The sequence below is a fragment of the Yersinia ruckeri ATCC 29473 genome, assembly GCF_000754815.1.
GTDB classification, from domain to species: Bacteria; Pseudomonadota; Gammaproteobacteria; order Enterobacterales; family Enterobacteriaceae; genus Yersinia; species Yersinia ruckeri.
Window position 1 is genome coordinate 960,683 of record NZ_KN150747.1, and the last position, 26,809, is coordinate 987,491.

A 26,809-nucleotide genomic window follows, 5' to 3' on the forward strand; every position below is an offset into this window, starting at 1 on the left:
AATAAATTAAGTTAGCATGATGAACATCTGTTGTGGCGGGCTTTTCTCTTGATGACGAGCAAATAGGGCGAGCTGCGGTGTAAACCAGTTGATGCGTAAATTAATGCTGTAAAATAGGATAAAAGAGAGCGTTTATAAGTAAAAAACGGTCATTTAGTGCATTTGATGCCGACAAAATGACATGCATGATTGTTACTTGTTTAGCTTAGGTGTTATCACCGTTTTTCCTCAATGGATGGTGTAAAAAATTGCGATTTCGTCATTATTTTCCTTAATTATCTTTTAGATAAGAAATTTCGCTCAAATACTAATGATAATTACTATCAATTCGTCATTTGTTTGATATGATCGACCACTGATTTCGTCCTTAAATTAATATGCATATTGGGTGGAGGCTCAGCGTGAAAATAGCGGGCAAAAGTATGGAATATAAATCATTCGCCGCAAGCTGGATGGCTTGGGGAATGACATTTTGGCGCAGTATGATGGCGCTCTTATTCGTTGCTGGTTTATCCGGTCAGGCTCAGGCGGCTCCAGGGAATAGTAGCGCAGTGGCTGCCAACGTAGTTCCCACATCTACGCAGCATACTGCTGCTATATCAACGCCGTTACCACAGCCAGAGTTGACCTCTGTGGCGACCGCGGCATCACCAGCGTCAGCGGTTCAACCGGTGACTACCGCGGCACCTGTTCCGCAGGGGCTGGCCATGGATTTATCCGTTTGGGGCATGTACCAGCACGCGGATGTCGTGGTGAAAGCGGTTATGATTGGCCTGGTATTGGCTTCGGTTGTGACTTGGAGCATTCTATTTTCCAAAGGTATGGAGTTATATCGTGCTCGCCGCCGTTTGCATCAGGAACACATGGTGCTCGGTTCCGCGACAAATCTGAATGATGCATTGGCACAGGCTGATGATTTCGCACCAGAAAGTATCAGCGGCATGTTGCTGCGCGAAGCTGAAAATGAGCGCCAACTGTCAGCAGGCTCTAGCGATAATAGTGGCACCAAAGAGCGCGCTTCTTTCCGTCTGGAACGCCGCGTTGCTGCTGTTAGCCGTCAAATGGGTAAAGGCACCGGTTTCTTGGCAACTATTGGTGCGATTTCACCGTTCGTCGGTCTGTTTGGTACCGTTTGGGGCATTATGAACAGTTTCATTGGGATCGCTCATTCACAGACGACAAATCTGGCCGTCGTTGCACCGGGTATCGCTGAAGCTTTGCTGGCAACGGCGTTAGGTTTGGTGGCGGCGATTCCTGCGGTGGTTATTTACAACATTTTTGCTCGTTTGATTGCGACCTACCGCGCCCATGTGGGTGATGTGGCCGCACAAGCATTATTGCTGTTGAGTCGCGATCTGGATCTGGCTAACAGCACCGAAGAAAAATCATCAAGCCAACCTCACCAACTGCGTGCGGGGTGATTTATGGCGATGCACATGAATGAAAACCCGGATGAAAGTGGCGAACTGCATGACATCAACGTAACACCTTTTATTGATGTCATGCTGGTGTTGCTGATTATCTTCATGGTGGCCGCGCCGCTGGCAACCGTGGATATCAAAGTGGATTTGCCCGCCTCTTCCGCCGCGCCACAGCCACGGCCAGAAAAACCGGTATTTCTGTCGGTTAAAGCAGATCACCAACTGTTTGTTGGCGATCTGCCTGTAGATCGTCAAAGTCTGTCTACAGCATTGGATCAACTAACGCAGTCCAATAAAGAAACCACCATCTTCTTCCAGGCGGATAAGAGCGTGGATTATGAGACGTTGATGAGCGTAATGGATTCACTACGAAAATCAGGTTATCTCAAAGTCGGATTAGTCGGTATGGAAGCGGTTAGCGCACAATAATAACCTCGCTGGCGCGACAAAATACAATTGCCGCGCCAGTCATCCCTTCATCAGTTAACCGGTGTATTCGTACCGACTTTATCACTCACCAGCGCACTGCGTATGCTATCTTCCAACTCTTTGGTATTCATCGCCAAATAGAAATTCTCCGTATCGACACAATCCTCTGCCCAATTAATGTAATGATTTGCAGACGGGTTATATCCAATACCAATAAAAACTATTCTTCCTACGGTTTCCCTTATTTTTTTGCACATACCGTGTTGCACTAGCTGCCGGGAAATATCGACGTTAACTCTAACTTCCTTCGCGGAGGTGATGGTTTTATCATGAACTACTGCGGTTGTTGGGTAATCGTGACCATCGGATAGAATGATCATTAACTTGTTATGGTTAACGCCATCCATTAATAAATCTGCTCCTTGCATTATTCCAGAACTGACGAGTGTAGAGCCTCCCTCATTCATTGTTTTTATCACATTTAGATCATCAATATCTTTAGCCAAAGATATTGGATAAGCATTTGATGAATATAAGCATAACTCATCGTGAACATGATCTAACGGAATAACTATCTTTTCATTGTTTGTGCCTATATTCTCTATGGTTGCCAAATAATCAATGTTTTCAGTGATCGCTATCATATATTTTTCTTGATGAGCTTCTGTGTTTCTTTCTATCTCATTTGACGGGATAGGATATATTTTATTTTTCTCTTTTGGCATAAAATGAAGACTGCACTTCTTATTATCAGCAGATTTTGTTCCCCATGAGAACGGTGAAAATGAAATAGTACTATCTTTATTAGCAGTATAAATGTCATCGGCAATCTTAAAAAAAATCCTTTTTAATTCATCCAATTTACTCAAAACTTCCGGATCATCTGGATTATGAAAATCACCTTCCATTGAACCAGAGAAATCAGTGACAAAGACAACATCCATTGCCGGAACATCTTTTATTGCCGCTGCACTGCCACCAATAATAAAATTATCGTGATCTATTAATAATGATGTAAAAGGAAATAGTGTAGGTTGCTCTATATTTGCATCTATATGGTATTGACTTAATTGTGTGTGATAAAGGCGGTCTGGATTTTGCTGATAATTAACTGTTATATTATTATATTGTGTTAATTGATGACGATGCCCAAGATAAAAGTTAATATATGCAGAGATTAATTCGTTATTCCTTGTGTCATTTTTAGCATTATTTTCTGCCGTTAATGCTAATGCACCTTGTTCTAGAGCGTCAGAAAGCTTTATTTTATTATTTATTAGTTGAGTGAAATCAAATAATAGCATAATAATCGCGATAAAAAACGGGAGTGAAATAAAAAATGGAATGATTATCCCGCCTTTTTTATTTTCCAAAAACATGAGTATGGTATTTAGCAATGGTTTGTTTTTTTCTAATCTATTGAGTAATAAAATTTCTTTTTTTTGCATAAATAATACTCCCTATATGATTATTTATTACATTAGTCAATCAGGGTTACCTTTCAACCATGATGGCAGAGGATTGCATTTGCCTAAAAATTGGCGGATAAAAAATAAAATTATTTTCCCAACGATCAGTTGATACACATAAAATAACTTGGTATAGCGAAAGCCAGCGCCCAATTTCACTTTTTGGTGCCAATGGTATCGCAGAGCTAATATCATTTGTCGGAATACATCCGGCATATATAAAGGTTCCTGCTGGATTTTCCTTCTGTAACTTCTGCACCGACATGGTGGATGAACCCTCCTCAAAATGAATTTCACGAACTGAAATGATTATGTCTTTATCATTAAATCCATGTTTAGATAAAATATTCACAGCTAGTAATCGTAATTGTTCGACTTGATCACTATTGACTAACGGGTTTTTATTATAAAATTGCGTTCTTTCGCGTAATAGGCTCGTAAGTGAATAGACTGTACGATCTAATTTCCCCTGTGTAGTTTGATACTGTACCCACGTAAATAATAGTTGAATGAAAATAATAAGCAGAATGCTGATGATAATAGACTCAATAGTGATTGAACCTTTGTGGTTAAGCTTTAAATAGCGAGCGTTCATATTCCTGAACAAAGATGACCTCACGAGATAGCAAACTATTGGCCCACGAACTGGATATGGGAATGAAAATAGGTTGATATGAATAATTTAGGCGATATATACCGATCGGATGATTGTCTGCATTATAATAATAATTATCTGTAATAAGATCGGATAGGCTATCGCTAAATTTTACTTCCAACATAAAATTATTATTAGTAGTGATGATATGGCCAAAAGACCCCATTTGTTGATTTAAACTCTCTTCAAAAATATTATGATAATCCGATTGGTTTGATGCTTTGGTGTTTTTTGCTTTTTTTGCTGCATTTGATATAGCTAAATCCAATATATTTGAAGTATAAATAAATCGTGATGCTTCAGCTATACTTATCAATAGGAATAGAATTGGAATGATACCTAGAGCCAATTCTAAGACAGCTGAACCTTTACTGTCGCCACATAATCGTTTGAAAATATGTCCCATCACTTATTCTCTTCACTCATTTTATCCGTTTTACTAAGTGCTATAAGTAACTCATCAATATTATCAGAGAGCCCTTCTGACTTTATTATTTTACGCGCATATGTAATATCGCCCATTTTAACGAGTGAAAAGATAAGATTATGTAACATTGTCTTATCGGCCTTGCCATCTAGATAACCTGGAAGTAATAATCTGACTGATTCCTCATAGCGCTCATCGAGCATAGCGACAACGGAAAGATTATTTAATGCAGCTTGCTCTGGGAAAAATAGCGAGCGAGCAGTTTCTAGCTCCTTTCTGGCTTGAGCCAAATTGCCATTATTAGCTAATGCAATGCCATGAAGGTTATGCAGTTCGGCAGATTTTAATTTTTTCATTAATAATCTATTTGTAATGAGAAGCGCTTTTTCATTTTCACCAAGGTTGATTAAATTTTTGGCAATAAGCATATTAACTTCATCATTATCTTCTGACTTCAAACTTTCCAAATAGTAAATTGATGATTTACTATTTCCAATGAGGTAGTAAACCTCGGCAAGTTTAAATCTTATTTTATTATCTTCCTTTTGCTTTAATACATCACGGTACAAATCGATCAATCCATGATGGTTTTTTGCCTTGATGAAGATACTTTCGCGATACTGAAAATCTTTATCTGTTATATTTTTTGGGTTTTGGCAGCCACTAAGAAGGAGCAATATAACTATCATTATCTTATATTTAGTTATCAGCATGATATATAAATCCTAATATACTAGGTGAAAGTATTAAAACTATGAATGGAATTACCATAAATAAAAACAATGGTAACGTTAACTTGGTTGATAACTTGGATAAAATTTCTTCGGCTATAAGCAGTTGCATTTTCTTTATTTCGGCTGATAGTGTGTTGAGTTGTTCATATACAGTAGAGCCAAAACTGAGACTGTATTGCAATGTACTACAAAACATTTTTATTTCTGTCGACGGCGCAACTATTGATACTTCTTTTATTGATTTTTCCAAACCTATTATTTCTGATTTTTTCATAATTTTATTAAATAACATTGATAAATCTCTATTTATTGATTCAAAGTTTTTTGCTGTGTGAGTTAGCGCACTTTCAATCGTCATTCCTGCTTGAATACAAGCTGCAACCATATCAATAAATAAAGGAATTGCTTCGGTCAATAACTTTTTCTTTTTCCTTAATAGCATATTTTTTATTAAATTAGGTATGATTATAGATGCCGTTGCGATAAATATTAAAATATGAAGGGTATATTTTTCATAAATATCAATACTAATAAAGCTAATTGATAAAACCCATATGGATAAAATTAAAAAACAAGCAGTGATTAACATTGCCTTATATTTACTTAACAAAACAGGCGGTAAGTTTATAAGGTGAGAGAAATCTTCTTTTATTTTACTTTTGGTTGTAATTTTCTTTCTATTATTGTCATCTATATTGTTAACCTTATTATAGATTTTTATTTTTTTTGATTCTTGAAATTTAATAAAGTAAATATATAATGGTGATAACAATATTAGTATGTAAGTGAATATTATCATGCAGCCCTCGAAATCATGTTTCTAATAATAAAAATCCCAAGAATCTCACTTATTACAATGTAACTTATTATTTCTTTCCCGACGTCTTGAGACCATAGGGTCTCAATGGAATTTGGATCGATATAATATAAGAATGCCGTGAAAACTATAGGAATTAAAGAAACAACATTAGTTGTCATTCTTATTTGAGCCGTCATAATGGCTTTTCTTTGCTTAAGTTTATTGCTTTCTGTAATACCTTTATGCATTTTTTTTATCAGGTCACTTAACTGCCCACCTTGCTTTATATTAAGCAAAATAACGGAGGTGAAAAAATGAAACTCAGCATAATTGAATTTTCTATATGCATCATTGAATACTATTTCAGGTGCCTCACCTAAGTTTAACCTACGATAAATAAGGTTAAACTCGTTACCCAGTTCTCCTTGAATTTCTTTTCCGCACCGTTCTAAAATTTGATTAAGATTAGCACCGCTACTGGCTGCCATATTCATAATCGTCAGAACTTCAGGAAAACTTTCATTAAAGTGTTTATTTTTTTGCTTTGTTGATAATATTATTTGTACTATCAAAACAATCACAATCGAAATAATAAATGTAAAAGTTGGGTGAGTTAATGATATATGGTTATTTAACTGGTAAGTAGCAATAAGAAAACCGACTGGAAGAAAAATATGCGCCATTTTTTTCTTATGGAAGATATATTTCAAATACGTAATATATTCAGATTTTGTCTTGTTCTTATTAAATAATGAAATGATTTTAGCAATGATGCCGATTGGTAATTTTCTTTCTTTAACATTATAAATAGAATGCTTTATTTTCAACCATTTATTTATGCTTAAAATAAAAACAATCAATCCAGTCACAATTAATAATATGCTCATTCTTGTTCCGCTGAGAAAATTTTATTTAACTCATCCCCAAGACCATGTACATCAGCATGAGTTCTCACAATGGACCGCATAAATAATCCGTGGCAGATAAAATCACCCTTTACGTGATTATTCTCATCACGACCGTCTAATTTTTTATATGTAAATATATCCTGTATGATAACATTTTCCCCCTCTATCCCCATGATTTCACTGATATTTTGTACTTTTCTGGAACCATCATTCATTCTGGAAACCTGAATGATAATATTAATTGCTGAAGCTATATTCCTTCTGACGGTGCTTATTGGCATATTGACTTTACCCATAAGAATCATACTTTCTAACCGAGCAATAGCATCTCTTGGTGTATTCGCATGTAAGGTTGACATTGAGCCATTATGACCCGTGTTCATAGCTTGAAGCATTTCGAATGTTTCCTCCCCTCGACATTCACCAATAATTATCCTGTCAGGACGCATCCGCAGTGAGTTAATAACCAAATCGCGCATAGTTATTTCCCCTGTATTTTCTAAACTGGCTAAACGTGTTTCCATTCTGATGACATGGGGTTGCTCTAGACTAATTTCGGCAGCGTCCTCCAGAGTGATAATTCGCTCATTTTCTGAAATATATTTTGACAGAGCGTTGAGAAGTGTCGTTTTCCCCGATCCCGTCCCTCCTGATATTATAATGTTAACCTTGCAACTGGCGGCAATAATCAAAAAATTAGCCATGTCGCTGCTTAGGCTCTCCATATTGACTAGATCTTCTAACGTACGTTTATTTTTACTAAATTTACGAATAGATAATACTGTACCATCAAGAGCAATAGGTTGGATGGCAACATTTATTCGGCTGCCATCAATCATTCTGGCATCGGCAAGCGGTCTACTTTCGTCAATTCTACGATTAACATTTTGCATTAGACGTTTGGCAATATCGGTTAATTGGCTATTATTTATAAACCGCAGATTAGTTAACTCTAATAAACCTTTTCGCTCGATGAAAATTTTTTCTGGTCCATTAACCAATATATCGCTAATTGAGTCATCTTCCATTAATTCTCTGAGAGGACCAAATCCGGTAATTTCATCGGCAATGCTATCGATCATGTAGCGTCTGTCTTGGGGATTTAAATCATATTCATTGTTTTGAAATAGTTCATCATATACTTGGCTTAATAATTCAACTAATTTTGTGCGTTCATGGATAAATGACTCAATAATATTAATGTCGATGTTGCTTAACATTTTATCACGAATAAACTCTTGGGTGGATAATGTTATTTCCATAATTATTCTCTATTCTCTATTCTCTATTCTCTATTGTTTCTATGTAAGTTTAAGTATTTTATTTAGCCAGGAATATGCGGTAGGTTTGTTGTTAATATCTATAGCCAAAACTCTTTTGGCTAATCTTCGGATGCTAATTCTTTTTTTTTCAAAGTAATTATTACTGTTTTATTTCTCTCTTGGTTTGTTAATGTAATTTATTTTTTCGTCAATATTTTTCGATAATAATGATTGAATGTCCTGGGTTGATAACATAGAGCTTGTCAACGGTCTGCTTTCGTTTAAACACAAAATAAATCTAACTTTATGATTATTTTCAATTCTATGTTTTTCAAGCGTCTTTATCATTTTTTTCGCAACTCTAACTGATACCATACTATGATCTAATAAAATAATGATGCAATGAGATTGTTTTATATATTCATCTAGCTCTTCGGTGGAAGTGTTATGAATTGATTGGTCAAATATAATAAAGTTATGTTTTTTATTATTGTTCTCATTTATGCTGTCTAGGCTGTTTTCTTTAAGTAACATAAGATCTAAGTCTTTATTATAGTTAATAGTGTTCTGATCTATTTTTTTTTCACTCAGTAGATCAATGTCTTGTGACCCATGATTACCTTGAATGAGTAGAGTGGGCGATTTTTTTATTTCACTTATTGCATTTGCCAAATGAAAACTGATCAGCGTTGTTCCTACGCCACCACGGCATCCAAACACACTGATAAAAAATGCCCTGCGATCACTCTCTATCTGAATGCCTTTTTGTAAACGTTGCGCTAGGCCATCAATTTGTGAGGCACTTTGTAAATACAGCAAGCCTTGTTCAATAAATCGTTGAGAGTTTGAGATTGAATCATTATCGCCTATAATTATGCACCAGCTAACACGAGGGATATGAGTTTTTATTAAATTTTTTATTGCATCGATATCTGTGTGATATGCAATATCAATGATTACACCATAACTTGAGGTGGATATGTGAAATGTGTTTTTTTCAAATATATCGACCCTTACTTCATCTATTTCAAACTCATCTGTTATTCTAATTTGCTCAGATACTCTATCTATTATTTCTGCTCTATTACTTATTAATGAGACGGTTTTTTTTGTGTTAACTTCTTTTTTTGAAATTAAATTGCTATTGATAATAAGCTGCATGGTGTCACCATTTGTAAAGTGTGCCATTATAATTATTGGATGAATAAAGCATGTTGTTGTGTAGCGCACAGCCAAGATTATCGTTAAAATCTGACCTATAATTATTATGATTGTAATAGCACTTGTTATCCTTTTGTTTTAGATAGTAGTATTTAATTTCGATTAAGTTATCTGCGTTTTTTATCTCCTTTTTCCTATCAATGATGATCACTTTTTTATTTTCCAAGCCATGCTTGATAAAATCGTTTCTAAGCAAGTTTATTTTATTAAGGTTTTTTTTGTTTGAGTATAATATTTCAATTTTAGTTATGTTTTTCTTCTTATCGACTATGCCTTGTGAAATGCTATTTGGACTAAAATCTGATAAAACATCATATATGTAAAGTGTATTTTCTTCGGTGTATTCCTTAAAGAAATGGTTATTTTCTGGTTTTATCGACATATGTGCAGAGGAGAAAGATGATACCAATAATAATAGTAGGGTAGTAAGTGTTATCATTTGATAAATCCTCCTTGACTGAGAAATTTCTTCGCTAATTTTTCCTGCTTTGATTCACGTATAAATGTGTAATTGAAGAATCGTTCAAGCGTTGAAGTTTTCATAAAATCAGGTAGCCCAACATCTTTGCTTTGCATCGGCTTAACCAGATTAACGGTTGCGATAACAACTAATTCGCTGCGTTTTGTCTGGGTTCCCGTTTTACGAAATAGAGCTCCTAAAATAGGAATATCTCCAATAAGGGGGATTTTTTTCAAATTTTCTTTATCTTCTCTACTGATGAGTCCACCGAGAATAAAGCTTTCGCCATCTCCTAACTCTACCGTTGTTCCTGCTTTTCTTGTGCGTAATGCAGGATAGGAACTACCACCATCAACATTAAACATTTTATCGAGGCTGCTGACTTCTTCGTCTAGCTTGACTCGAATACGTTTACTTTCACTGACTTTTGCACCGATATTTAATTTAATGCCGAATTCTTTATAGCTAACATTGATTGTATTCTGAGTAGTTGAAACAATTGGGAGTTCTCCACCAACCAGGAACGATGCGGTTTCACCTGAAAGTACCGAGAGATTAGGTTCAGCTAATACTCTGGCAACAGATTCATCATTAATTGCCTGAACTAACGTGCTGATTTTTCCGGCATTGAATTGGGTAAAGTGAAAGCTGCCGCTCACGTTACCGATAGTGCTCCAGTCCAAACCAATATTATCTGTGAAGTCTTTTGTGACTTCTGCGATGGTGAGTTTCACATTTACCTGATTAGTGACCGGTATGGTGATTTTATTAGTAATATTGCTGTGACTATGGATGGTGTAGCCCCATTTTTCCTGCCGTACCGGCACGCTACCAATGGCGTTTGCGACGATCTTTTCGATAGTCTCTCTGGCTTCTTCAGTCTGGGCGGTGCCTGTCAATATATAGCCTTCACCCAGTTTATTGATGTTTATCTGACTGTCCGGATACTCTATTCTTATGCGCTTCTTGGCTTTGCTTATTATTTTGTCTACGAATACAGCGACTTTATGAATGGGTTTATTTTTTTTATCAAATAAGTTAAATTCTGCCAAACCTTCTTCTTTAGCATAAATAATAATGCTATTTGTCCCTATCAGTTCATAATCGGCAACTTTAGTTGCAGATGAAAAAATAGTGTCTATTTCATCTTTTACATTTATGATGTGTGACTCTCCCGTGGCTAAATATAGTGCTTCTGCATGACAGTTAGATGTGCTGATACCACAAGCCAGAAGCAGAAACAAAGGGAGTATTATATTTTCCATCATATTTTTTGATTTTATTTTATTCATCCTCTTAATTCTCTTACCTTACGCAGTCGTGGTATGATATTTTCTGTTGTGATCACCGTGTCAGCATGATCAAAAGGTGTAAGAATAATATCCCCAGATTTTTCCAACGTATGAATAGACAGTAGATCTTGTTCATTCATCGTGACTTCTATATAGCCTATTAATTTTTCCGCATCCCTTATATTTCTTTCATTATTTTTTGATAACTCATCTTCAGTAAATTGCTTTACTTTTATCACTGTCATAGCACCAGTTATTTTATTCAATGAATAACTGTTTCTTCTGGTGGCCTTTAAATCTTTTGTCTCCAGTGACATCCCATTGCGTTCTGATCTATCTTGGTAAACATCCAATGTTCTAAGACTTAATGTGAGTTTGTCACCCACTTTAGTCATATTCAGTAGGTAACTATCTTTTTTATAAATATTAAAAAAATAGACTATCTCATTAGCTTGTAATGTATACTTATAGTAATCATGATTTTCTGGTAACGAAATCATATCATGAGTGATATAGGAGCCTTTTTTTATCCCGATTTTAGCGATGGCTCCGTTGAAATCTTTTATTTTTGATATATCTACTTCTTTCTTTTTGCTTGAAGACTCAACAATTTCACTGGATAGGATATAGTCATCTTTGTTCAATAATGCCCCTGGTTTAATATCTTTATTAGCGATGGCAATAGAGATTTTTATATCCTCATCCTTAATTACATTTAAGTTGATTATATCCGTCGGATGGTCTTTTTTTGCAAATAGACCAATCAATCCTATAGATATAATAAATATTGATAGTATTATCATGGCTCTATGGTTCACTTGTTATATCCTTTTAGATTATGGTGTCAGGTGTTTTTTAGCTGAACAGTGACAGCGAAAAACCTGAGGCAATCGCTACGCCATAAGGTACTCCTCTTTCTTTTATGTCAGAGCGTGATATAACCAAGCCAATAATCATTACAACACCACCCATAATGGCTGTGTAAGTAATAAAGTGATATGTTTGCATCGGTGTTAACGTGCAAGCGAGTACCGTTATCATTTTTACATCACCACCCCCGATTAATCCAAATATAAATATAATGAAACCAATGGTTAATATTATTAATGGAAAGATAAGTGAAATACTACCACGATAACTAAAACTAAACGCCATTGCAGTAAACAGCATGCTAACAATTAAATCATTACCAATTATTCGGTATCGGATGTCGGTATAGCAGGCCCATAGTAATTGTAATAAAAGTAATGATAATAATAGTAAGTGGATAATCTCCATTATCGCTATTTTCCTGGGTTTTATAGAGGAACGCGGTGATTGTTCACCGCGTTTTTGATGGTTAAATAAAACCTCTATTTATAAAGAACCTACCGCTGTTACCTTGGTAATAAGGTCAGTAACTAACCCCGAAATTTCTGCTTTAAAGGTTGTCATGATAGCTGCACTGAAAGCCGCTATCAGAACGTATTCAATAATGGTACCTTTATTATTTTTAGCAAATTCTTCGATTTTTATTTGGGCAGACACATAGGCTTTAGTCATAACGTTTTTCATATAAAATCCTTTTAAGGTTAAATGGTTATTTTACAAACTACAAACCGCTCTCTCCTCGGAAGTAGTGGATTAATTAAAACGTTTTTTTTATAGAAATTCATTTTTACATCCCAATAACTCTTTAAAAATAAATATTTGAGAACTACGGCGATTTTTGATGTGTTACTTATTTAAATAAATAATTATCAAGATTGTTAGAGATGAAAGCCAGCAAGTGGCAAGGAAGGTTAAGCTGTAAAAGAAGATTTTTTTCCAGCGATGATATGTATTCATTCTGAACATCTTGGTGGCGGCGGTTTTTTCGTCATCACCTAGGTTAACTGCATGCAGAGTAGTGGTCGAGATAAGCGGATGTTTATTTTTTCCTAAGATATCGTTTGCTTCAGTGACTAATAAAGGCATGGCCGAACCGATATAGCGAACTCCTTTACGTGGAATAGTATGAATCAATGATTCATTCAGACCTACTTGATTGAATGCTTTTCTTAGCATATAAATCTGCCCGTAATAGCTACTTTCACTGATAGCGCCATTTTGTTCTTTCCAGACTTCGTTAATAATACTTTCTTTATCTGTAATGCCATTGAGAAGTAATTGAAGAAATCGGATATTATTTTCGGTTAGTATTACTGGTGGTGCATCGGGGCCGTGCAGATAACGTCTTGCTGGCGAAAAAATCACGCCGTTTTCGAGTTCAAACTCATTCTCAGTGTTATTTTTTGTCATACTGAAGAGTACCTGTTATGTGTGGTTTATTTAGTCTTATTTTTAAAGTAATCAACGCTGTTTTTTAACTTTTCATTTCATTTTTTTATTGATGTCTCAATTCAAACTTTAATAAATACAATCCTCCTTATTGGAAAGTCTACGTTATTAAATTCTAATTATTTTGTCTTTATAAAAACATCTCAACTTTCTTAAAATTAGTTGTTAAATTTGAACTTTTTTATTTATTCTGTTTAAGTGTCTTTTTTTCTTTTTGTTTTACATTCTGACTTTTTGAGTTTTATGACGTATTCTATTTTTTCCTTTATGTTATATTTATAATATAACTTTGTTATTGATGGATATTTTTAATGTGAATATTTGAAGATGACAGTTTTTATTGCGGGTAACACTAGAGGGGGGAGTATGGGCAGGCGAATGAGAGTTCGCCTCAGACAGTAGACAAACCTTGATTTTGCGATCTCTGGTGGGGAAGGCCGTTAGAAGAGTCAAGCATCCGCGCCAAGGATGGCGCGGAACGAGCCGACAAGGACGTATTCACGGTGTCTGGACGATCTGCCGGTTTTCACCGCGGCGAGCATTTGGTCATTAACCTCCGGCGAGCCGGTGTTCACCTGATAATGCGAAAAGAGATTAGCTACGGGCGTGAGCTGCAGCACGCTCTACTTGTTCATCGGTCGGACGTACTCCAGTATAAAGAACGAATTGTTCAACGGCCTGGATGGCGATGACTTCTGCACCGCTGATAATTTGCTTGCCATGAGCGCGACCATAGCGAATAAATGGTGTTTCTACCGGTAGAGCAACCACATCAAACACTATTTTTGCCTGGTCAATAGTCGCAGGTTCGAAAGCCAATGCATTGGCCTCGGTACCCGCTGCCATACCAATAGGTGTGACGTTAATTAGCATGTCGGCCACCAAATCACCCACTTCAGCCTGCCATTGGTAGCCATAATTATCGGCCAGCAGTTTGCCGGTTCTTTCATTACGAGCAATGATATGACCGTGTTTAAAGCCAGCGTCACGTAGTGCTGCGACCACTGCTTTAGCCATTCCGCCACTGCCGCGTAAAATAAACGAGGTTTCTTTTGGTACCTGATATTGGCTCAGTAACCTGGCAATAGCGATATAGTCAGTATTATAAGCGCGCAGGAACCCATCATCGTTAACTATTGTATTGACTGATTCAATAGCGGTAGCAGAGGTATCCAGCTGGTCTAAGAATGGAATACAGACTTCTTTAAACGGCATTGAGACGGCACAGCCACGGATACCCAGAGCCCTTACACCGCCGACTGCCGCCTCAATATCTGTCGTGGTGAAGGCTTTATAGATGTAATTGAGATCCAATTCCTGATACAGGAAGTTATGGAATCGGGTACCAAAGTTACCCGGCCGACCGGCCAGTGATATACACAAACGGGTGTCTTTGTTGATCTCACGACTCATCGTTAATCCTCATTAAATAATACCTGTACATAGCTTGTCAGAGTGACTGATGAGGTTAAAGTCTATCACGCTGAAATTGAATATCGGATAACCATAATCAATGCGCTATCGTGAATTTTGCCAAAGGTGATATTCCGTTGAATAAAACGTCATCATCAAGGTGACCGGCAGGTAAAGCACCAAGAGCGTCAGCGAGCAAGCTGCTCTGTGATGTTCTGGATATATTGACCAGCGCGTTTTAGGTGGCGAGGTGATAGAACGCCATTTTTCGTTTTTTACCGTGTGACGGAAGTTGAAATCTACATCGCTTTCCGTCGGTAATGATGGCAGGGCGTTAGGAGCGGGCTAAAGGTCGATGGATATCGGCGGCCAGTTTAATTGGTGAAATAGGCGTCGGAACCTAAAGATCCGCACCGATCGTTTGATCGGCGCGGCATAGCGACTAAATTAAGTCTTACCAGGAATAGCTGACGGTTGCGGTAGCTGACCGGCCCGGGGCGTAGAAACAGGTATCGTTTGATGAACAGGTCGAAACGTATTTCTTATCAGTGAGGTTACTGAGGTTAACCTGCACCGAAGTGCCTTTCAGCGTCGGGACTGCGTTGCCCAGCTGGTAGCGCATCATCCAGTCATAGACGGTAGATGCTGGAACTTTGAAGGTGTTTTTTCTGTCCCCCCAACTGGTGCCGATATAGCGAATGCCAGCACCGGTCGATAAACCATCCAGTACGCCGTTGTCGAAGGTATACATTCCCCACAGTGCCGCAGCGTGGTGCGGAATGGTTACCGGCATTTTACCTTGCTCGCCAGCACGGGTGGTTTCGCGGGTTTTTGCCGTGGTGTAGGTATAAGACAAAATCAGGTCGAGATTGTCGTTAAGGGCACTTTTTAACTCGGTTTCCAAACCTTGTGACTGAACTTCACCGACTGGGATATCGTAGTTCAGAATGGGATCTCGTTGGTTGATGTTTTTTTGGCGCAAATCGTACAGAGCTGCGGTCATCAAGGTTTTGCTGCCCGGCGGTTGGTATTTGACACCGGCTTCCAATTGACGGGCAGTAATAGGTTTCAATGCTTCGCTACCTGGCGCTCCTTTACCGGTGTTCGGTTCAAACGAAGTACTGTAGCTGACGTAAGGAGAAATACCGGAATCAAAGGCATACAGTACCGCGGCACGACCGGTGAAAGCGTTGTCATCCTGCTGGGTCAGTTTGTTCGTGATGCGGCTCAATGATTTGAGTTGTGACCAGTCATAACGACCCGATAGCAACAGGTTCCAGCTGCCATATTCGATTTGGTCCTGCAAATAAATCCCCACCTGATCCAACTTATTCAAGTTGTCATCAATGAGCGATAAATCACTTTCTTTAATATTCAGTCCATAAACGGGTGAAACCCAGTCCAGATTATATTTACTGCCTCGATCCATGAGGAATTGGCCGTCAATTCGACTGCGTTTGTAGTCAAATCCGGTTAATACCGTATGATTTAACTCGCCAGTCCAGAAATCCGCCTGTAATTGGTTATCAACCGAGAATTCGCCGGATTGTTGTCTTTCAATTTGTGCACGGCGGTTCATTGTTCGGTTATCCGCCTGCATATCCATAAAGACCAGATAATTATAATGCTGTTTGATTTGGGTGTAGCGCAGGTTCTGACGGAATTTAAAGGTGTCGTTGATATAATGCTCTAAGGCATAGCCGACAGAAGTTTGTTCACGCCATGACTGGTCAAATGCCGGATCGCTGACGTTAAAGTCACGCGGAATATAACCGTACTGAGTCGGAACCAGTAATCCATTTTTCGGTAAGAAGTTACGAGAGCCGGCTTCCGGTTCACGTTGATAACTGGTTAATAATGTAAAACTGGTATCTTCATTCGGTAGGAAAGTGATGGCCGGAGCAATGGCAAAACGCTCTTGTTTAAATGTGTCTACTGCATCATGTTGGGTACGACCAATACCGTTTAAGCGGTACAGTACTTTTCCTTCATCATCCACGACACCACCAAAATCAAATGCGGCTTCAGCCAGATGATTATTACCGGCTCGTACCTGAATTTTATGAATGCTTTCAGCCGTAGGACGTTTGCTCACCATATTGATCAGGCCGCCGGGGTTAACCTGGCCGTATAAAACAGATGCCGGGCCACGCACCACTTCAACACGTTCCAGCATCCAGGGATCAATCTGACCAGCACGGCGCACACCGCCAACGGAGCTGTAGCTTAAACCATCCAGAAAACGTGGTACGGAGCCAAAGCCACGAATGGTGACTTCATCATTCAGGTTTGATGCACCGCGATACTCAGCAATAACCCCAGCGGTATAACGTAATGCCTGTGCGACAGAACTGGCATCCTGAGCAGCCATTTGTTCCCGGGTAATAACAGAGATTGCCTGAGGTGTCTTAATCAGAGGTGTATCAGTTTTGGTGCCAGTCGTATTATGGGTGGCGACAAAACCGGTATCTTGCTGCCCAGTGGTCTGAGCCACTACCACCAATTTATCTTCCTTGGTGGTAGTCGCCGTTTTATTCGTTTCGGCCTGAACAGCCATTGATGGAATAAGAATAAGCGCTGAGGTAAATAGTAATGTTTTTGATGTGGTTCCAACACGCAGTGGTAATTTCCTTGGCAGCAATTTGCCCGAAAGATCAAACATGATTTATCCCTTACCTAGAACACAATAAATAAAATAACAAGTGGGTTATACCCTCCGTTTTTCAAGCTGTAGCGATGTTGGCAGCTGTTAACTTATCTCTATCGCTTAGTGATTCAAGCGGATGAAATTTATTGTTTTTAGCCCCTAACTACGTTTTGAAATCTATTGGGCAAAGTGCCATCCAGGCTTAAATTTACCTGGTATTACGCACTGTCAGATCTGACTTATCGTGCATCCCAGCCAAACCTTAACTCGGTGTCTCCAAGGCTGTTTACCCAGCCACATTGATTGCATCGCTATGTCCATATCAGTATTAAGGTTTTGTTTTTTTGTAAAACAGCACCCATTTTCCTTTGGGTAAAGCGAATCTAAGTCGATGCATTAGAGCGAATAGTAACTATGTTATTGCAAACACAAATAGTTCTCAATATTATTTGTGTTTACTTTTAATCCCTAATATATATGTATCAATCATAAGTCTGCTTAATTGTTGTCAGGATCGAGATAGGGAAGTTAAAACAGCTAAAACAGCGAGGAAAGGGTGTGAATGTAGTCAACCGTTATCCCGTTAGCCAGAACTGGTTAACCGACCCACAGGCAGGTAGTGAGTCATGGTGGCAGATGGTGGCGCAGTGGGGTACTCCACTGGTCGAGTCAGTCAGCACCGAGCAGGTGAAATTGACTTTTTTATGGCGTGATCCACAGGGTAACGCTCAGCAGTCAGCATTAGACCGCGTCTATATTGATGTGAACGGTGTCACTGACCACCATAGTTTCTCGCCTGAATATCTGAAACGCCTCGGTGATACCGATGTTTGGTATTGGCAGACCGAAGTAGAAGCGGATTTTCGTGGTAGCTACAGTGTCATTCCGGTGACCGCTGCACAGTGTTTGCAATTACCGGAAGGTACGTATGAACAACGACGTATGGCGCAGCGTAATGGATGGATAGCTCTGCTTGAACTGGCCGAATGCGATCCGTTGAACCTGACTTGTCCACATTACAGTCATCGCGGAACTGCACTTTCTGCGGTGCATCTTTCCGCCTCTCTTCCACAGCCCGCCTGGCAATCTGTCGACGCTGGTAACCCGCAATCACTGGATCTTGAACGTTTGCACAAAATCGATTGGGGCAGCAAATTGCTCGGTAATACTCGCAAAGTTTGGCTATACACAACTGGTAAAACCGATCATAAGCAAGATCGGCCATTGGTGATTCTGCTGGATGGTCAATATTGGGCACAGGGGCAACCAGTTTTTGGCGTGTTGGATCAGCAAACCGCTAGCGGTCAGTTGCCTCCTGCGGTGTATGTCTTGATCGATGTCATCGACCCGCAGCATCGGGGCGAAGAATTACCCTGTAATCCGACATTCTGGCAGGCGATTCAGGCTGAATTATTGCCGCAGGTGGCGATGTTGGAGCCATTTAGCGAACAGGCGTCACGCACCGTCGTTGCAGGGCAAAGTTACGGTGGTTTGGCGGCGTTATATGCCGGTTTGCATTGGCCGCAGCGGTTTGGCTGTGTGCTCAGTCAATCGGGTTCATTCTGGTGGCCAAGTGTCGACGATTCCATGCTGATGCCTGATGGCCGCTCAGACATGGCTGGCTGGCTAACCGAGCAGGTTAAAAACGGTGTTGGCAACGATCATCAACTGACTATTTTTATGGAGGCTGGACACAGGGAGGACGTGATTTATCAGGTTAATCAGGCGATGCGTCAGGTATTGGGTCAATCCTCTCACCGCGTTGAGTATCGCGTTTATTCCGGTGGGCACGACGCCATCTGTTGGCGGGGCGGATTAATCGACGGGCTGCATTATTTACTCAATCCTAAAACTGAAAGTGATAAATATGATCAATGAAAATCAGGTAAACCCTTTTGATGACGAAACCATTCCTTTTCTGGTGCTGATCAATGAGCAGCGTCAGTACAGTCTGTGGCCGGAATTCAGCGCGATTCCTGCGGGTTGGGAAAGTGTATTTGGCCCAGCATTGCGCGAAAGCTGCGTGCGTTATCTGGAAATGAATTGGACGGATATGCGTCCGTTGAGCCTGATTAACGCACAGTCAGAATAACCGCCAGCCGGAAAGACCAGAAATATTATCGACGGACAGATACCGGAATCACCGGATTCTTGATACTTGCCAAATAAGGAATTTTTGCCGTGTCAGAGGTTTCAACCCTAACTTTTTCTGCCGTAACCGAAAGTGAATTTCCGTTAGTCGCCGCTCAGCCGGGCATCTGGTTTGCCGATCAGATTTCCGTGCAACACAGCGCTTATGCCGTTGCGCATTATATCGAACTGCGTGGCAGCCTTGATATTGAGCATTTCCAGCTCGCACTCCGTCAAGGACTGGCTGAAGCCGATACCGTTCAGGCCCGTTTTGGTCTTGGGGATTTGGGGCCGGTACAGTGGTTATCTCAAGGCGTCGATCCGCAGCAGATTTTGCCTGCGGAATGTCTGGATCTGCGCGATCAACCCGATCCTATCGAGAGCGCTCGACGGTTAATGGCAGCGGATCTTGTTGCCAGCGAGTCAGTGGCGGCAGGACAGCTTCAGGGTTATCGCCAAATTCTAATCCGGGTGAATCCGGCAGCCGATCAGCCTCAAGATGGCGAGTGCTGGTTGTGGTACCAGCGTTATCACCATTTGATGTTGGATGGTTTCAGCTTTACCGCATTGACACGGCGTATTGCTGAGATTTATACCGCCCGACTAGCGGGAGGTTCTGCTGGGAATAATCCGTTTACTGCGTTTAGCGAAGTAGTCGCCGAGTATCTGGCTTATCAAGGCTCGGTAGCCGAAGAGAAAGATCGTCAGTTCTGGCTACAGCATGCGGCCGCGCTTCCGGTGCCGGTTTGTCTGGCTGTTCCCGGAAAAAATGCTGACGAGGCGGGGTTATCTCCTTTGCCGTTACGCCACCATTTTCACGTTGATCCGGCACAATTTTCAGCGATTGTTGATATCGCTAAATCACAACGGCTGTCTGAGCCAGAGATAGCCGTTGCCGTTGTGCTGAGTTATTTATATCGCCTGAGTGGACAATCGCATCTATCCGTTGGTTTTCCGTTTATGCGCCGTATCGGATCGGTGGCGATCGATGCACTTGGCCCAGTGGTGAATGTGCTGCCGTTACAAGCCAGAATGCAGGACGACCTCACGTTGGTTGAAGTGGCACAGCGCGTGGCGCTTGAGCTGAAAGCGCTGCGGCGACACCAACGTTATGAAGCCGATCAGCTGCGGCGTGATTTAGGTCTGGTTGGTGCAGGTCAGGATCTGTATGGCCCAACGATCAATTTTAAACTGTTTGAATATCAATTGGATTTTGCGGGTATCAGCGGGATAACTCACCAAATGGCTTCTGGCCCAGTCGAGGATCTCGAATTCAATTTGTATCTTGATGAAGGAAAACTCAGCATTGAATTAACGGCCAATCCGGCGCGTTACACCGAGCAGGCGTTGGTACTTCACGGTAATCGCCTGCAGCTGCTGATTCAGCAGTTCAGTGCCGATCTTCAGCGCCCACTGGCAGCGTTGCAGATCTTGCCGGACGGGGAAATGGCACAATTGCAGCAGTGGGGACAGGGGGCGAAATGGCCGGTTCCTGCGGGAGTCACGACGCTGCTGGATATTTTACATCAGCAGGTTTTGCGCCAGCCACAGGCAATCGCGCTGGAATGCAATGGGCATTCTCTCAGCTTTGCCGAGCTGGAAGCTCGCGCGCTACAATATGCCAGCCTATTGAACGATCTTGGTGTTGGCAGACAACATGTGGTGGCGGTGGCGCTGCCAAGAAATGAAGAGGCGCTGGTGGTATTACTCGGCATATTGGCAGCCGGAGCGGTTTATCTGCCCCTGGATGTCGATTACCCGCTGGAACGTTTGAATATGATGTGTGCCGATGCGGCACCGATAGTGTTGATCACTTGCCAATCTTTGTTGGCGCAACTGCCGACGGTGGCTAAAACACTGTGTGTAGATCATCCGGATTTCTGCACAATGCTGTCTGATGCGTCGCCGTGTCAGGTTAACCATCATCCAGAGATGTTGGCCTATATTATCTACACCTCGGGTTCTACTGGTCGGCCAAAAGGCGTAATGAATACGCATGGTGGATTAGTCAATTTACTGCTTTCCCACCAGCGCAGCATGATTCCAGCGGCGGAACAGCAACGCTTGCGCGTGGGGCATTCCACGTCTTTCTCCTTTGATGCCGCTTGGGATCCACTGATCTGGATGCTTCTGGGCCATCAGTTACATATTTTCAGCGACCTACAGCGACAGGATGCGCAGACGTTAGTGGCGGCAGTGCGGGAACAGCAGATTGATGTACTGGATCTGACACCGCTATTTCTTCAGCAATTGCTGGATGCCGGTCTGATAGATAAGGCGTTCCATCAACCTCGTATCCTCGCCGTTGGCGGAGAAGCGATTTCTACCGCGTTGTGGCAACGGCTACGGCAGCAGCCTGATCTACAGGTATTCAACCTTTATGGACCAACCGAATGCACCGTCGATAGCTTGCAGGCGTCGATCCGTCGTTCATCGACACCGGTCATTGGCCAACCGATTGCCAATATGCAGGTGTGGGTGCTGGATCGGCAACTTAATCTTTTGCCTATCGGTGTGGCGGGTGAATTGTATTTGTCTGGTGCGGGTCTGGCTCGTGGCTATTTGCACCGCCCTGATCTGACAGCCGCGCGTTTTATTGCCAATCCGCATGCTAACGGGCAATTGATGTATCGCAGCGGTGACCGGGTGTGTTGGCGAGACGATGGTCAGTTGGACTTCCTGGGGCGTACCGATAACCAAATCAAGGTACGCGGTTTCCGCGTTGAATTGGAAGAGGTAGAAAATGCGTTATTGCAACTACCGCAAGTGATGGCGGCGGCGGTGATTGCCGAACCATTAGCTGGCAGCTATCGGTTGTTGGGATATTGTGCGTTGACGTCGGCATGGGACGATCATGACGCCTTGGCACAACAATTACGCCGCCAACTGAGCGAGCGTTTACCCGAATATATGGTTCCCGCAACCTTAATGCTATTGGAGCAATTACCGCTGAATATTAACGGTAAAGTAGACAAAACCGCGCTGCCAAGCGCGCGTTGGTCGACGGTTGGTGCAGGACGTGCAGCAGACACGCCACAGGAAAAGATCGTATGTGCCGCCATTGCCGAGGTGTTGCACTTAGACAGTGTCAGTGCCGACGACGATTTTTTCCAACTCGGAGGCGATAGTATTTCTGCGATGGCTTTAGGTAGTTATCTGCGTCGTCATAAATACCGTTTGGCACCGAGAGAGATCTTTGCGCTACGAACGCCAGCCGTGATGGCTGAAGCGTTGCAACCTTTGGCTCAAACGGCGGTTTCGTATCAGGAATATACCCGTAGCCTGCCACCACAACTGATGGCTGCCGCGCAGGCTAAATATGGTTCCGTGGCTGAAATACTGCCGGTATTACCGTTGCAACAGGGGCTGCTATTCCACGCTCAGCTTGGCCAGGAAGCCAACAACTATAATGCCATCAGCCGGTTTGAATTACTGGGCGAATTAGATGTAGCCCAATTACGCCGTGCATTGGCGAGCCTACTGGTGCGTTACCCGCAGTTGGCCGCTATTTTCGATACTGAATTACACCGTGAACCGCTGCAAATTTTGCCTCAAATCGATCCTGCACAAATCAATGTGCCGTGGCGAGAAATGGATCTCTCGGCGCTGACAGATAAACAACAACTGGCTGAATTCCATCGTCTGGAAACTTCGTTATTAGCGAAAGATCTGATCGCTGGCACCCCGCAGCCATTATTGGAAGCGGTGCTTGTACGTTACGCTGCCGAGCAGCATACGCTGTTGATCGTCGCTCACCATTTGATCGGTGACGGTTGGTCATCGTCCATTATATTGCACGATCTATTACACAGTTACGCTCAGCAGCCGTTGCCGCCGCTTAAAGTCAGTTACGGATCGTTGATTAATCAGATGACTCAGCGGGATCTACAGCCAGATCGTCAGATCTGGCAGCAGGCGATGCAGGGCGTGATGCCATTGATACTGCATCCGGATGCCGATTCAGCCGGGCCGGTACGCGAACTGGCGATTGAACTGGATAGCGAGTTGGAAGCCGGATTGCTGGCATTACAGCGGCGGGAAGGTTTAACGCTGAATACCTTGCTGCAAGGCGTGTGGGGGACTTTGTTGGGGGCGTTGACTGGGCGTAACGATGTGGTGTTCGGTTCGCCAGTGTCAGGCCGATTCAGCGCCGTTGAAGGTATCGATCAGCACGTCGGTTTATTCAGCAACACCCTTCCGGTCAGAGTGACATTACAGCCGGACTTACCCTTGCTGCCCCAATTATCAGCCTTGCAGCAACGGCAAATTGAGCTGTTGGAGCACGATGGATTGGGCTTGGGCGAAATTCAGCGCCTGGTTGCGGCCAATACGCTGTTTGATACGTTGCTGGTGGTAGAAAACTATCCGGAGAACAGTGAACTGCATCAACGGGCGTTCGGCGGTTTACGCTGTGCCAGCTTAAATAACCGTGGCTATACACATTATCCGCTGACGCTTCTGGCGCTGCCGGGTGAAAAACTACAGTTACAATTGGAATACCGCGATGCAGTGAAAGATCCGCAGCGCGTGGCACAGCGTGTGATCATGCTGCTGGAGTCTCTGATTCGGCAGCCGGAACGGCCACTGGCGGCCTTGGATCTGCAAACGGCGGATGAAAAAGCGCTACTGGCCGAGATTAACCGTACCGGGATTGAACTACCGGCGCTGACCTTATGTGATTTGATGGCTGAACAGGCGCGAAAAACGCCGCAGGCGATAGCGTTGCTGGATAGTCGGGAACAGATGAATTATCGGCAAATGCGCGAGCGAGTCACTGCACTGGCTGCTTATCTACAACGTCAAGGAGTACAAGCCGGTGATCGTGTAGCCGTCGCTTTGCCGCGTTCAGTGAATCTCAGCCTATCGCTGATGGCGATTTTGGCCGCCGGGGCAGCCTATTTACCGCTGGATACCGGTTATCCTGACGATCGTTTGGCTTATATGATCCAAGATGCTCAACCACGCTTGATCATCACACTTAGCGAGTTGGCACCGCGTTTTGCTGATCATGGTTCGCTATTGTTACTGGATCAGTTAACGCAACCTTGGCCGGTTGCCACCGCATTTACTGCGCCATCGATTTCTCCGCATCACCCGGCTTACCTGATTTATACCTCGGGATCGACCGGGCGGCCTAAAGGCGTCGTGGTTTCTCACGGCGCTATCGTCAACCGCTTATTGTGGATGCAAAACGCGTATCCGCTGGGTAGTGATGATGTGGTATTGCAGAAAACCCCTTGTAGCTTTGATGTCTCGGTATGGGAGTTTTTCTGGCCGATGATCACGGGAGCCAGATTGGTGATGGCTCCGCCGGAAGCTCATCGCGATCCTGAGGTGCTGCGAGCCATTATGGAAGATTACCGCGTCACCACTGCCCACTTTGTCCCTTCCATGTTGGCCGCTTTTGTCAGTGCCATGCATGGACAGGATCGTCCTTGCATGAGTCTACGCCGAGTATTCTGTAGCGGTGAGGCGTTGTCTCGCGAGTTGTCAGCGCTTTATCAGCAGATATTTGCTGCGCCGTTACATAATTTGTATGGCCCAACGGAAGCGGCGGTGGATGTCACGTATCAGCCGGCATCCGGCGCGGATCTGGCGCGAGTCATGGGCAGTAGCGTGCCGATTGGTAAACCGGTGTGGAACACCCAGTTGCGTATTCTCGATCATTTACTGCGACCGGTTCCGATGGGCGTGGCTGGCGATCTTTATCTGTGCGGAGTGCAATTGGCGCAGGGGTATTACGCCCGCCCGGATCTAACTGCCAGCCGGTTTGTTGCTGATCCTTTCGCGGTTGGCCAGCGTATGTATCGCACCGGTGATATTGCCTGTTGGCTGGCTAATGGCGAAGTTGAATATCTGGGGCGCAGTGACGATCAGCTCAAGATCCGTGGACAACGGATCGAATTGGGGGAAATTGAATCCGCGATGCTGGAACGGCCAGAAGTCCAACAAGCGGTGGTAGTGGCACGAACATGGGGAACCGACGACGGTGCGCTGGCCGGAGCCGATAGTCGGCAGTTGGTGGGCTATATCGTTCCGGCGGGACAACCAACGGTGGATACTGACGCTTTACGCACGGCGTTAGCTGAACGATTACCTGCGCATATGGTGCCAGTGGTGATCATTAGTTTGAATGCGTTTCCTTTAAGCGCCAACGGTAAATTGGATCGCAAAGCTTTGCCAGCACCCGTCAGCCGGTCGAATGATGGCGGACGTGCGCCTGCGGCCGGTTTGGAACGTCTGATCGCCACACTGTTTGCCCGTTTATTGAGTATAGAATCTGTCAGTGCTGATACCGATTTCTTTGCTTCTGGTGGTCATTCGCTGCTAGCGATGCGTCTGGCGGCAGATTTACGTCGGGAACTGAAACAGCCAGTGGCGGTTGGGCAGGTGATGGTGGCTTCGACTGTTGCCAGTCTGGCGGCCGCGCTGCGTCAGCCAAAATCCATACAGAGCCAGAATGACATTGGTTTTGCTGAAGTCATGACGTTACGTCAGGGTCAGGGGCAGGGGCATCCGTTATTCTGTCTTCATCCGGCGTCGGGTTTTTCTTGGCAGTTCAGTCAGCTACCACGCTATCTGGCTGGGAAGTGGCCGGTGCTGGGGCTGCAATCGCCGCGTCCTGGTGGTGCTATTGCCGAATGCAGTGATATGGATGCGGTGTGTGAGCATCATCTGATGACATTACGTCGTATCCAGCCACAGGGTCCGTATCATCTGATGGGATATTCTCTGGGTGGCACCATCGCGCAAGGTATCGCGGTAAAACTACAGGAATTGGGTGAAGAAGTAGCATTTCTCGGCTTGCTGGATACTTACCCACCGGAAACTCAGGATTGGCATGCGCCGATAGAAGCTGAAGCTCTGGCTGAAGTGGCGCGTGAGCGCGAGGTGTTTATGGCGGTAGCGGGAGATGAACAAGAAGAACGGCGTAATATGTTCGAACAAATCCAGGCTAACTATGACGATGCAGTCGGTTTGTTATCGGCGGCGACCACGGCGGTTTACCACGGTGAAACCACGCTGTTTGTCGCCACTCAAACCCAACCTGAAGGGGATACGCCAGCAGCTATCTGGGCGCCTTATGTGAAAAATCTGCGCACGTATCCATTGGATTGTTCGCATATCACCATGATGTCACCGGATACGCTAAAAGTTCTCGGGCCGCTTCTTGACCAACTGTTAGGCGATATTGGCAGTTTGGGACAAGGAGGTTAAACCGA

At 42.9% G+C, this 26,809-nt stretch carries 21 protein-coding genes; 5 read left to right on the forward strand and 16 right to left on the reverse strand.

Annotated elements, in window-relative coordinates; genetic code table 11:
• Positions 1-401: 401 nt before the first annotated feature.
• Positions 402-1,421, forward strand: a complete 1,020-nt coding sequence (exbB, locus tag DJ39_RS04250) for a tonB-system energizer ExbB (RefSeq protein WP_004720999.1) — start codon at positions 402-404, stop codon at positions 1,419-1,421.
• A gap of 3 nt (positions 1,422-1,424) precedes the next feature.
• Positions 1,425-1,850 (forward strand): TonB system transport protein ExbD, encoded by a 426-nt coding sequence (exbD, locus tag DJ39_RS04255; RefSeq protein ID WP_004720996.1) that lies wholly within the window; start codon positions 1,425-1,427, stop codon positions 1,848-1,850.
• 50 nt (positions 1,851-1,900) lie between these two features.
• Here the strand turns inward: exbD and DJ39_RS17110 are convergent, their stop codons facing one another.
• The 16 genes from DJ39_RS17110 to DJ39_RS04335 all read right to left on the reverse strand — a co-directional run bounded on the left by DJ39_RS17110 (position 1,901) and on the right by DJ39_RS04335 (position 17,471).
• Positions 1,901-3,298: a TadE/TadG family type IV pilus assembly protein gene (locus tag DJ39_RS17110; RefSeq protein WP_004720994.1), complete on the reverse strand. Its 1,398-nt coding sequence runs from the start codon at positions 3,296-3,298 to the stop codon at positions 1,901-1,903.
• A gap of 46 nt (positions 3,299-3,344) precedes the next feature.
• Positions 3,345-3,914: a tight adherence pilus pseudopilin TadF gene (gene tadF, locus DJ39_RS04265; RefSeq protein ID WP_038244882.1), complete on the reverse strand. Its 570-nt coding sequence runs from the start codon at positions 3,912-3,914 to the stop codon at positions 3,345-3,347.
• Positions 3,889-4,380 (reverse strand): TadE family protein, encoded by a 492-nt coding sequence (locus DJ39_RS04270; RefSeq protein WP_038244878.1) that lies wholly within the window; start codon positions 4,378-4,380, stop codon positions 3,889-3,891. Before DJ39_RS04270 ends, tadF begins: the two co-directional genes overlap by 26 nt.
• Positions 4,380-5,114 (reverse strand): tetratricopeptide repeat protein, encoded by a 735-nt coding sequence (locus DJ39_RS04275; protein WP_038251159.1) that lies wholly within the window; start codon positions 5,112-5,114, stop codon positions 4,380-4,382. Before DJ39_RS04275 ends, DJ39_RS04270 begins: the two co-directional genes overlap by 1 nt.
• On the reverse strand, positions 5,101-5,934 hold the full coding sequence (locus DJ39_RS04280; RefSeq protein ID WP_038251160.1) for a type II secretion system F family protein: 834 nt from the start codon (positions 5,932-5,934) through the stop codon (positions 5,101-5,103). Before DJ39_RS04280 ends, DJ39_RS04275 begins: the two co-directional genes overlap by 14 nt.
• Complete coding sequence (locus tag DJ39_RS17845; RefSeq protein ID WP_038251162.1) at positions 5,931-6,821, reverse strand: type II secretion system F family protein; 891 nt, start codon at positions 6,819-6,821, stop codon at positions 5,931-5,933. Before DJ39_RS17845 ends, DJ39_RS04280 begins: the two co-directional genes overlap by 4 nt.
• Positions 6,818-8,104, reverse strand: a complete 1,287-nt coding sequence (locus tag DJ39_RS04290; protein ID WP_004720979.1) for a TadA family conjugal transfer-associated ATPase — start codon at positions 8,102-8,104, stop codon at positions 6,818-6,820. Before DJ39_RS04290 ends, DJ39_RS17845 begins: the two co-directional genes overlap by 4 nt.
• A 168-nt stretch (positions 8,105-8,272) precedes the next feature.
• Positions 8,273-9,265 (reverse strand): CpaE/TadZ family protein, encoded by a 993-nt coding sequence (locus DJ39_RS04295; protein ID WP_004720977.1) that lies wholly within the window; start codon positions 9,263-9,265, stop codon positions 8,273-8,275.
• 4 nt (positions 9,266-9,269) lie between these two features.
• The gene (locus DJ39_RS04300) at positions 9,270-9,764 is read right to left on the reverse strand and encodes a hypothetical protein (RefSeq protein ID WP_038251163.1); all 495 of its coding nucleotides are present in this window, start codon (positions 9,762-9,764) and stop codon (positions 9,270-9,272) included.
• Entirely contained in the window at positions 9,761-11,077 is a 1,317-nt protein-coding gene (locus tag DJ39_RS04305) for a type II and III secretion system protein family protein (RefSeq protein WP_038244863.1), read from the reverse strand. Before DJ39_RS04305 ends, DJ39_RS04300 begins: the two co-directional genes overlap by 4 nt.
• Positions 11,074-11,895, reverse strand: a complete 822-nt coding sequence (locus DJ39_RS04310; protein WP_038244859.1) for an SAF domain-containing protein — start codon at positions 11,893-11,895, stop codon at positions 11,074-11,076. Before DJ39_RS04310 ends, DJ39_RS04305 begins: the two co-directional genes overlap by 4 nt.
• A 37-nt stretch (positions 11,896-11,932) precedes the next feature.
• Positions 11,933-12,355 carry an A24 family peptidase gene (locus DJ39_RS04315; protein WP_038251166.1) on the reverse strand — a complete coding sequence of 141 codons (423 nt, stop codon included), beginning with the start codon at positions 12,353-12,355 and terminating at the stop codon, positions 11,933-11,935.
• Positions 12,356-12,433: 78 nt separating this feature from the next.
• On the reverse strand, positions 12,434-12,631 hold the full coding sequence (locus tag DJ39_RS04320; RefSeq protein WP_004720966.1) for a hypothetical protein: 198 nt from the start codon (positions 12,629-12,631) through the stop codon (positions 12,434-12,436).
• 162 nt (positions 12,632-12,793) lie between these two features.
• Complete coding sequence (locus DJ39_RS04325) at positions 12,794-13,357, reverse strand: winged helix-turn-helix domain-containing protein (RefSeq protein ID WP_004720963.1); 564 nt, start codon at positions 13,355-13,357, stop codon at positions 12,794-12,796.
• 633 nt (positions 13,358-13,990) lie between these two features.
• Entirely contained in the window at positions 13,991-14,809 is an 819-nt protein-coding gene (locus DJ39_RS04330) for a shikimate 5-dehydrogenase (protein WP_004722012.1), read from the reverse strand.
• Positions 14,810-15,263: 454 nt separating this feature from the next.
• A complete protein-coding gene (locus tag DJ39_RS04335) occupies positions 15,264-17,471 on the reverse strand; it encodes a TonB-dependent siderophore receptor (RefSeq protein WP_004722010.1) in 2,208 nt (735 codons plus the stop codon).
• A gap of 543 nt (positions 17,472-18,014) precedes the next feature.
• Between DJ39_RS04335 and fes the strand changes: the two genes are divergently transcribed.
• From fes to DJ39_RS04350, 3 genes are all read left to right on the forward strand, one after another.
• A complete protein-coding gene (gene fes, locus DJ39_RS04340) occupies positions 18,015-19,334 on the forward strand; it encodes an enterochelin esterase (RefSeq protein WP_004722008.1) in 1,320 nt (439 codons plus the stop codon).
• The gene (locus tag DJ39_RS04345; RefSeq protein WP_038244851.1) at positions 19,324-19,548 is read left to right on the forward strand and encodes an MbtH family protein; all 225 of its coding nucleotides are present in this window, start codon (positions 19,324-19,326) and stop codon (positions 19,546-19,548) included. Before fes ends, DJ39_RS04345 begins: the two co-directional genes overlap by 11 nt.
• An 89-nt stretch (positions 19,549-19,637) precedes the next feature.
• A complete protein-coding gene (locus tag DJ39_RS04350) occupies positions 19,638-26,804 on the forward strand; it encodes a non-ribosomal peptide synthetase (protein WP_004722003.1) in 7,167 nt (2,388 codons plus the stop codon).
• Positions 26,805-26,809: the final 5 nt, after the last annotated feature.

Excerpts from the sequence above, each read along its gene's own strand:
- DJ39_RS04305 (WP_038244863.1), bottom strand. The coding sequence starts at position 11,077 with ATGAATAAAATAAAATCAAAAAATATGATGGAAAATATAATACTCCCT.
- DJ39_RS17110 (WP_004720994.1), bottom strand. The coding sequence starts at position 3,298 with ATGCAAAAAAAAGAAATTTTATTACTCAATAGATTAGAAAAAAACAAA.
- DJ39_RS04290 (WP_004720979.1), bottom strand. The coding sequence starts at position 8,104 with ATGGAAATAACATTATCCACCCAAGAGTTTATTCGTGATAAAATGTTA.
- DJ39_RS04320 (WP_004720966.1), bottom strand. The coding sequence starts at position 12,631 with ATGAAAAACGTTATGACTAAAGCCTATGTGTCTGCCCAAATAAAAATC.
- exbD (WP_004720996.1), top strand. The coding sequence starts at position 1,425 with ATGGCGATGCACATGAATGAAAACCCGGATGAAAGTGGCGAACTGCAT.
- DJ39_RS04325 (WP_004720963.1), bottom strand. The coding sequence starts at position 13,357 with ATGACAAAAAATAACACTGAGAATGAGTTTGAACTCGAAAACGGCGTG.
- DJ39_RS04275 (WP_038251159.1), bottom strand. The coding sequence starts at position 5,114 with ATGCTGATAACTAAATATAAGATAATGATAGTTATATTGCTCCTTCTT.
- tadF (WP_038244882.1), bottom strand. The coding sequence starts at position 3,914 with ATGAACGCTCGCTATTTAAAGCTTAACCACAAAGGTTCAATCACTATT.
- DJ39_RS04270 (WP_038244878.1), bottom strand. The coding sequence starts at position 4,380 with ATGGGACATATTTTCAAACGATTATGTGGCGACAGTAAAGGTTCAGCT.
- DJ39_RS17845 (WP_038251162.1), bottom strand. The coding sequence starts at position 6,821 with ATGAGCATATTATTAATTGTGACTGGATTGATTGTTTTTATTTTAAGC.
- DJ39_RS04335 (WP_004722010.1), bottom strand. The coding sequence starts at position 17,471 with ATGTTTGATCTTTCGGGCAAATTGCTGCCAAGGAAATTACCACTGCGT.
- DJ39_RS04300 (WP_038251163.1), bottom strand. The coding sequence starts at position 9,764 with ATGATAACACTTACTACCCTACTATTATTATTGGTATCATCTTTCTCC.
- DJ39_RS04280 (WP_038251160.1), bottom strand. The coding sequence starts at position 5,934 with ATGATAATATTCACTTACATACTAATATTGTTATCACCATTATATATT.
- DJ39_RS04315 (WP_038251166.1), bottom strand. The coding sequence starts at position 12,355 with ATGGAGATTATCCACTTACTATTATTATCATTACTTTTATTACAATTA.
- DJ39_RS04330 (WP_004722012.1), bottom strand. The coding sequence starts at position 14,809 with ATGAGTCGTGAGATCAACAAAGACACCCGTTTGTGTATATCACTGGCC.
- DJ39_RS04345 (WP_038244851.1), top strand. The coding sequence starts at position 19,324 with ATGATCAATGAAAATCAGGTAAACCCTTTTGATGACGAAACCATTCCT.
- DJ39_RS04295 (WP_004720977.1), bottom strand. The coding sequence starts at position 9,265 with ATGCAGCTTATTATCAATAGCAATTTAATTTCAAAAAAAGAAGTTAAC.